9 protein-coding genes are annotated in these 8,058 nt (G+C 27.3%); 3 read left to right on the forward strand and 6 right to left on the reverse strand.

Going from position 1 to position 8,058, the window contains the following annotated elements:
* Window positions 1-52 precede the first annotated feature (52 nt).
* Both ACXYRQ_RS02705 and ACXYRQ_RS02710 read right to left on the reverse strand, forming a co-directional pair.
* A complete protein-coding gene (locus ACXYRQ_RS02705; protein ID WP_458597626.1) occupies window positions 53-700 on the reverse strand; it encodes a hypothetical protein in 648 nt (215 codons plus the stop codon).
* Window positions 701-736: 36 nt separating this feature from the next.
* A complete protein-coding gene (locus ACXYRQ_RS02710) occupies window positions 737-1,243 on the reverse strand; it encodes a hypothetical protein (protein ID WP_458614731.1) in 507 nt (168 codons plus the stop codon).
* A 278-nt stretch (window positions 1,244-1,521) separates the two neighbouring features.
* Between ACXYRQ_RS02710 and ACXYRQ_RS02715 the strand changes: the two genes are divergently transcribed.
* The 3 genes from ACXYRQ_RS02715 to ACXYRQ_RS02725 all read left to right on the forward strand — a co-directional run bounded on the left by ACXYRQ_RS02715 (window position 1,522) and on the right by ACXYRQ_RS02725 (window position 5,390).
* Window positions 1,522-2,937: an MFS transporter gene (locus ACXYRQ_RS02715; RefSeq protein WP_458614237.1), complete on the forward strand. Its 1,416-nt coding sequence runs from the start codon at window positions 1,522-1,524 to the stop codon at window positions 2,935-2,937.
* Window positions 2,938-3,126: 189 nt separating this feature from the next.
* Window positions 3,127-3,924, forward strand: coding sequence for an alpha/beta hydrolase (locus tag ACXYRQ_RS02720; protein WP_458614733.1), 798 nt, complete (start codon window positions 3,127-3,129; stop codon window positions 3,922-3,924).
* A 29-nt stretch (window positions 3,925-3,953) separates the two neighbouring features.
* Window positions 3,954-5,390, forward strand: coding sequence for an MFS transporter (locus ACXYRQ_RS02725; RefSeq protein WP_458614734.1), 1,437 nt, complete (start codon window positions 3,954-3,956; stop codon window positions 5,388-5,390).
* A 26-nt stretch (window positions 5,391-5,416) separates the two neighbouring features.
* On the opposite strand, the gene ACXYRQ_RS02730 is transcribed toward ACXYRQ_RS02725, so the two are convergent.
* The 4 genes from ACXYRQ_RS02730 to ACXYRQ_RS02745 form a co-directional block, all read right to left on the reverse strand.
* Window positions 5,417-6,061 (reverse strand): hypothetical protein, encoded by a 645-nt coding sequence (locus ACXYRQ_RS02730; RefSeq protein WP_458614736.1) that lies wholly within the window; start codon window positions 6,059-6,061, stop codon window positions 5,417-5,419.
* Between the two features lie 212 nt (window positions 6,062-6,273).
* A complete protein-coding gene (locus ACXYRQ_RS02735) occupies window positions 6,274-6,693 on the reverse strand; it encodes a hypothetical protein (protein WP_458607744.1) in 420 nt (139 codons plus the stop codon).
* Between the two features lie 10 nt (window positions 6,694-6,703).
* A complete protein-coding gene (locus tag ACXYRQ_RS02740; protein ID WP_435129138.1) occupies window positions 6,704-7,084 on the reverse strand; it encodes a hypothetical protein in 381 nt (126 codons plus the stop codon).
* 58 nt (window positions 7,085-7,142) lie between these two features.
* On the reverse strand, window positions 7,143-7,991 hold the full coding sequence (locus ACXYRQ_RS02745) for an IS3 family transposase (protein WP_458614738.1): 849 nt from the start codon (window positions 7,989-7,991) through the stop codon (window positions 7,143-7,145).
* Between the last annotated feature and the right edge of the window lie 67 nt (window positions 7,992-8,058).

Here is an 8,058-nt window from a genome sequence, read left to right on the forward strand (position 1 = left end):
ACCTCTGAATACTTATATATAATACTACTTTTTATAAATAAAAAACAGTTTTTTACCTGTAATCTAAACCATAAATATTTGAACCATATGAACCATAATTATTTATATTAGAGTAAGTATTAGGGATTGAGTTTGATTTACTTCTTGCTCATTGAGACACCCTTGAATTCATTTTAGAGATAATGTTTAAATATAGTTCTAATATTTTTTTATCTTCGGGTGTGTTATGTTTTTTCTCTAAAGCATTTGCTTCATTTTGAATTTTATTAAGGTCAATATTACCTGTTAAAGCAGAAGAAGTAATTTTATGAGATAAACTTTTGGTATCTTCAATAAAAGATTCCAATCTTTTTAATTCATTAATATCGTTAACTTGCTGTAACCCCTCAAGAGCAGCCTGTTTCATTTCATTAGTTAAGTCAGCAGGAAAAGAAATATGAATACCTAATGAATTATTAATACTAGAACTTTGTGATGTTATTAATGTAGTAAATTTTTGAGCAAGGTTCTGCTTTATAACATTAATATTTTCATTATTTTTAGCGATCTGTCTAATATCTTCTTCGTTTGTAGTTCCTTGATGTGACTTTTTACTTGCTTCTTGACTATTGTATATCGGAGCACAGGCAACTGTTAAAGCAACAGGTATTATAACAGAAGCAGCAGTAAAAGAAGAAATAAATTTTCGTTTTAATGTCATATTTTCCTTATTTAAATAGTAATATTTATAATTTACTTATCCTAAATTCAAACTACCAGAAATATTTTTGGTTAGTGATTTAGTGATAATTGGAGTAATTTTTAGATATATATTAGATATTGTTGTCATAAGTTGAACAGCATCGCTCCCGTATTTTTGTTGAAGTTTACTTACTCCACTTGCTGCATTTGGTGTATTTCCTGATATATAAGCTGATGTAGCTTCTTTTGTATCTTTTAGATATTCAATAAGTTTTTGCACAAAAGCATCATCTTTACCGGCTAAATCTTTTATCACTTCTGTTCTTACTTCTTCTTTAGTTTCAGCATCGATACTAAATGAAACTCCACTTACACCTAATGAAGATAATGTATTATTGTTCTTATAAATATTTTCATAGTTATTTAATATTTGATCTGCTACTTCTCTTTTTGCTTCATCACCAGTTTTATGACTTCCTGAATTGCAAGATACAACTAAAGCAATTGGTGCTAATGCGGAAACACTTGAAGAAAAAAAGAATAATTTGTTTTTAATTGTCATATTTCTCCTTAGTTTCTTTATTATATCATATAAGGTAGATTTATATTCAAAAATTATGTGTTTGTTTTGGTTTTAAAATTCGTTTTAAAAACAAGGTATCCTAAGAAAAGAAATACCATAAAATTATGCAAAAAAATACCACAAAGCAATGTTTTTGCATAATTTTAATTATAATCAACTCAAAAAATCTTACATATTCGAAAATACTATATAATTTTATTTGCATATATAGAAACATTTACATAAAATTATGTTATTTTCTTACAAGAAAGGAAAATATGTTTGCGAGATTTAAATCATTCACCCCTAAGCAATGAATAGCATTAACGATTTTAGCTGCTGCTGATGTATTTGTTATTGCAATTCCGTATTATCTTAGAAATATTATCCCAAACTTTAACCAAACCTTAGGTATCCGTGAGGATCAACTTGCTAATTTGATAACAATTATAGGTATAGTTAAGTTATTGACTCAACTACCAGGCGGTTTTTTAGCAAACAAATATAGTTCGAGATGACTGTTATTTGGAGCCTGTGTCACTACTGCTTTGATTTCATTTTGATTCGGGGCTGCATTATTAACTACTAAAAATTATACTTATGATAATAATGAAGGATTATATATACAATATGCAATTATTTGAGGATTATGGGGTATAAGTTCCACACTAATCTTTTGAGCACCACTTTGAAAACTTGTTTCACAACAAGCAACTAAGGAAAATCAAGGAATTGCATATGGAGTAGTTAATTCATTTAATGGTATTATTGGATTTATTTTTGTATGAGTGTTATTGTTTTTATTTATTAAATTATGATACCCAGTAGTTAAAGAAAATCCAGCAAGCAATCAAGGTGTACCGTTTTCAGTTTTTGTGTTTATTTTAGCAGTATTTTTATTAGCAATTGCTGTGCTTACCTTATTTTTTGTTCCTGAAAAACCAAGAGAAAAATCAAATAAACCCAAAACACCATTTACATATGCAAAATTTAAATCATCATTATTTTCATTTTGAAAATCAATTCGCAATTGAAAATTATGAGCATTAGCTTTCTTTATAATGGGAATGTACATCTTCCAATCGGTGGTTCCATTTTATGCTCTGCAAATGATGACAAATGAGTATCATGCACCCCAAACATTGGTATTGATACTAACTGGTTTGATAGCATATGTGTTAAGAATCTTCATTTCTTGAATAGTCGGAATCTGAGCAGATAAAAGCCGTTCATATACATTATTTTTAATTATCGCTACTACATTGGCACTTATTTCGCTTGCAGGAACCATTTTAATAGGATATATAAAAAGTTCTTTTGTGGTAATTGGAATTAGTAGTTTATTATTTGTTGTAATTGGGACCTGTGTGTGAGCGATGGCTACATTACGTTATGCACAAGTTAATGAAGTTCATATTGAAAAAGGAACCTATGCTTCATCGGTTGGTATTATGTCATTTATTGGTTCATCATCAGATGCTTGATTTTCACCTATTTTAGCAGGTATTGGAAAACATTTTACAACCGATGGAACACCAAATCCAAGTTTACAAGGATATCGTATCATTATCTTAGTTGCTTTATCAGTAGCATTCTTAGGATTTTTATCAGGTGTAATAGTATTTTTAAGCAATACCTTGGAACTTAAAAGACTTGGTAAAACAGATTACAAATGAAGAAAACTTGAAAATTAGTATTTAATAGCTAGGTTATTAACCTAGTTTTCTTTTAGTTGCAATAAGGTGTGGAAAAAATAAAATATAATTAATATATTTAGAAAATAAATAAAAAATAAACAACCTAATTATTAAAAAAATGTATAATAATTATGTTTATTATAAAAACATTTCCATAAATGTGTTATTTAAATTATAAAGGAGATTATGAAAACATTAAAATATGATTATCCATTAGTTGTTAAGGATAATAATCAACCAAAAAACCCAATTATATTCGTTCATGGATTTAACTCAAATCCAGAACTGCACGATATATTTATGAAGCACTGAACACTTAGTGATTACTATGCATTAGCATTTCCGGGCAACAATATGGTTGAACCTAAAAATGGTGATGAAGTAAGTGTTGATTCATTTGCGGACTTATTAATTAAATTCATTAAAGATAACAATTTAAAAGATGTTGTTTTAATCGGACATTCAATGGGTGGTGGAACCATTTCACTTGCATACAAAAAAGCACCGGAATTATTTGCTAAAATGATTTATGTTTCACCGATGAATAAGACTTTATTAGAACGTAAAGAAGAATTCTTTAAATTGTTTGCCCCACAAACCTTTGATGAATATAAGACACTGTTAGGTGCTTTATCACCTGTGTATTTACAAGCATTACAAGACCCTAGTGTTGAGGCACAACAAAGAGCATATTTTGAATCTGGTGCAGCAAGCAACCCACATGTAATGAAACTAGGTTTTTCACTTGCTGAAGAAAGTTTACACAATGCTGTTGAAGCAGGAATCGAAAGTATTAAAGTTCCTACATTATTGGTTTTAGGATCAAATGATATGATTATTAATTGTGAAAAAACAAAAACATACTTTTTAGCACATGCTAAAAATGTTACAGTTAAAGTTATTGAAAATACAGGACATGTATCATTTTTAGAAGACTTTGTGAAATACTTTAGCGTTCTATCTGAATTTTATTTAGCTAAATAAAATTCATTATAAAATTAGAAAGGAGTAAAATGCTAAATAGGTTAAAAGAATTTACCTGAAAGCAAATTGTTGCATTAATTATTCTTGCCGCAGCTGATGTTTTTGTGATAGCAGTACCTTACTATCTTAAAAATATTATTCCTAACTTTAACTTATATTTAGGTATCCGAGAAGATCAAGTTGCAATATTAATCGCAATCATCGGGATAGTTACTTTAGTTACCCAACTTCCAGGCGGATTCTTAGCAAACAAATTTAGTTCCAGATGATTGTTGTTTATTGCGATTATTTCGACAGCAATTATCGCAGTGTGGTTTGCGATCTTGTTGCTTAATCAAAGAAGTTATCAACAAACAGCAGCATTGAGAGCTTCATTGTTTGCACAATATGCAGTTATATGAGGACTTTGAGGAGTAACATCGACATTGGTGTTCTGAAGTCCGTTATGAAAGCTTGTGTCACAACAAGCTAAAAAAGAAAATCAAGGATATGCATATGGATTAGAAAGTTCATTTAACGGAATCATCGGATTTATTTTAATTTGAGCATTAGGATTCTTAATTGCAACATTCTGAATTGGAAAATTAAGCAAAAACCAAGTTCCATCATCAGGTGTTCCATTTGCTGTTTATATCTTTATTGTAGTAGCATTCTTGATTTTAGTTGCAATTTTGGTAATGTTATTGGTTCCAGAACGACCAATAGAAAAAGTGGTAGCAGATCCAAACAAACCAAAAGAAAAGTTTTCTTGAGTAAAATTTAAAGCATCTTTAAAAGAAGGATTTAAGAAACTTAAGAATTGAAAACTATGAGCATTATCAGTGTTTTTAATGGGAATGTACACTTTCCAAACTGTTTTTCCTTATTATGTTTTACAAATGCTGGTTAATGAATATGGGGCACCAGGATGAATTTCATTTATTTTAACCGGAATTATCTCGTATGGATTTAGAATCTTTATTTCTTGAGTAATTGGTGGTTGAGCAGATAAAACACGTTCATATATTATGTTTTTGGTAATTTCGACAGGATTAGCAATCGCTTCTATTGTTGTTATTATCTTGATTGGATACATTCAAAATGCTAATACCTTAATTATTGTATTAAGTATTCTATTATTTATGTTTATTGGTTCACTAACATGAGCTATGGCAACACTAAGATATGCTCAACTTAATGAAATCCATATTGAAAAAGGTAGTTATACTTCATCAGTAGGAGTTATGTCATTTATTGGTTTCTCATTAGATGCATGATTTTATCCAATGTCATCAGCTATCGGAAAAGCATACACACCATATAACGGATTCCATACTAGTTTACAAGGATATAGAATTATTATCAGTATTGCATTAGCAATCGCATTAGTTGGTTTATTAGCAGGTATTGCAGTATTTATTTCTAATATCAAAGAACTTAAAAAACTTGGCATAAATAAATTTAGATGAAGAGAATTAGTAAATTAGTAAAAAACTTCCTATGTAGGAAGTTTTTATAACTTTTCATCTTCTGATGGACGCTTTCACTTTAAATATTCTTCTTGTTCTTCATCGTGTTTTTGTTTTATAAAAAAATCTTTATATTTATTTTGAATTCATTTTTCAAAAGTATCATTTATATTGAATGATGCCTCTCTATCTCTAAAAAACCAACTGATAAATAAAAATAAGAGAAGAGTGTTTAATGTAATAAAGAGTCATATAGGATTAAAGTTTACTCGGTGCTTTAAAATACCTAAAACATTATAATCTGGATCAATAATCACTATAAATAATATTGAGTAACATAATAATAAAATAAATAAAATGGATTTAAAAATAATGCTTGTTTTAATATATAAATCGGATTTTGTCTTAACACCACTTATATCAATATCGATACCATTAGCTGTATTTTCTAAAATCTTATTTTTTATATAAGTGTTATCCAACCCATCTCAAAATGATTTATAACCTTTATGTGAATAAATAAAACTCCGATATAAAAATTTAAAATGTCCACCAACTAAACTAAATATATATTTTATAATTAGTAGAGAGAAGAATGTATAAATTAATGATCTAATAATATAAATATATTGATATTTTCATTTTGGAAATTTTATTAAATTAATATATTTAGGACTAATATAAAACAAAAGTCATATTGATAAATTTATTAGGCAAGCAAAAAATAAAAGTCACAAAATAATATTTACAATTTTTAAGGATATATGTATCTTCCTAATTCTTAAATAATTATAATATTTATCAATATTACAGAAGATAAAATATTCATCCAAAATTTCATCTACTTTGAGGGAATTTGTTTTTCTTTTATTTGACATTTATAGCTAGAATTTAATATATATTAATGATTATGACTAACATATGTATTATGCACATGCACAATACGAATATTTTGTATTGCATATATAATATTATCAAGTTTTTCGATAAAAACTTGATTAAATCTATCTATTTCCCTGCTGATTTTTTCGATTATTTCTCAGAATTTTATATCCTCTAGGTCTTTTCTAACACTTCTTATTTCTTCAAATGTATATTTTGCATTTTTAAAAAATGAATATTTCACATCCTCTACTAATGCAAGTAATATTTGAAACATTTGTAAAGGAGAAAATCTCTCATCAGCTATTGGATATAAATCTTTATAATTAAATCCCTTTTTATTAATAATCAATTCTAAGATTTCCTTTTGGTCATCATCAAATTTTGATAATGTCTCAGGTTTAAAATAGTATTCTAATTTTTCTTGTTCTTTTTGCATACATATTCCTCTATCATTTTTTTGAAGCCTCAGAATAGACATCATTTAATTTTGATTCAATAATTTTATGTGATTTACTTAAAGAATCATAAATATTTTGAAGCATTTTAATCCGTTCGATATTTTCAATATCCTTTCTTGTTGCTCTTATTTCTTGTAGTGGATATTTTGGTCTAATATAGAAAAGATTGTCAATATTATCATCTTTTTTCAATGCTAGATATATCTGAAACATCTGTATTGCTGAATACCTTACATCTGCGGCAATTTTTAAATGATCTTTATTAAGATTTCTGGTATTGATGATTAATTCTAAAACTTCTTTTTGACCTTCATCGAATTTTGATAATGTCTCAGGTTTAAAGTAGTATTCTAGTTTTTCTTTTTCCATAATATAATTATACAAAAAAAAAAAAAAACTAAACAAGGACATAAAAATTAACAGAAAATTAATATTGTATCATCTCTGCATATTGCTGAGGTGATTTTCAATCTAAAACAGATTGAATTCGTTTTGTATTATATCAAATTATGTATTGGTGTATTAGTTTTTTTAATTCATCGAAAGTAATTTTTGAATAATCTACCTTTTTTAGTCATTCAGATTTTAAGCAAGAAAATCAATACTCGATTTCTCTATTATCCAAAGAATTACCAACTCTTGAAAATGAAACTTTTCCATTCTTTCTTTCTATCATATCAATATAGTATTTTGAAGTATATTGATATCCATGATCAGAATGGATTATAAAAGAATCACGATTAAAATCTTTAATATTTTTAAAGTTATCAATAACAAGTTCTAAGTTGTTTTTGGTGGATATTGAATATCCTAAAATCCTTTTAGTTTTATGTTCAATAATTGCAGATAAAAATATATGGTTTTGGAAAAGTTTTAGGTCAGCAGGAGCAGGGATATATGTTACATCAGTAGCAATGATTCCTCTAGAATCTTTATCATTAAAATCTCTTTTAACTAGATCTTCTTTTTGAAAATTTGTATTCTTTTTTTCACGAACTTTTTTCTTATTACGAACAAAAGATTTTATATTTAAATATTTCATTATTCTTCCTAAAGTCCTGTAATTTATGTATATTCCGTATTTTTCTCTTAATACAATAGACATTTTTACACGACCATAAACTTGCTTGTTTTCGTAAAAAACTTTCAGGATTATTTCTCGGTACTGCTCGTATTTTTCTTCCTTTTTGCTTATTGAATTTGTTTTTCATTTTGAGATAGTTTGTCTAGTTGCATCTAATATTTCTGCTGTCTTAGTTTGTGATAAGTCTTCTAATTGCTGAGTCTCATTTTTCTTTTAATTCTTATCCATTTTTTCTGCGATTTCATAATATCGAGTCGCG

This window comes from Mycoplasma sp. 394, from assembly GCF_054353895.1.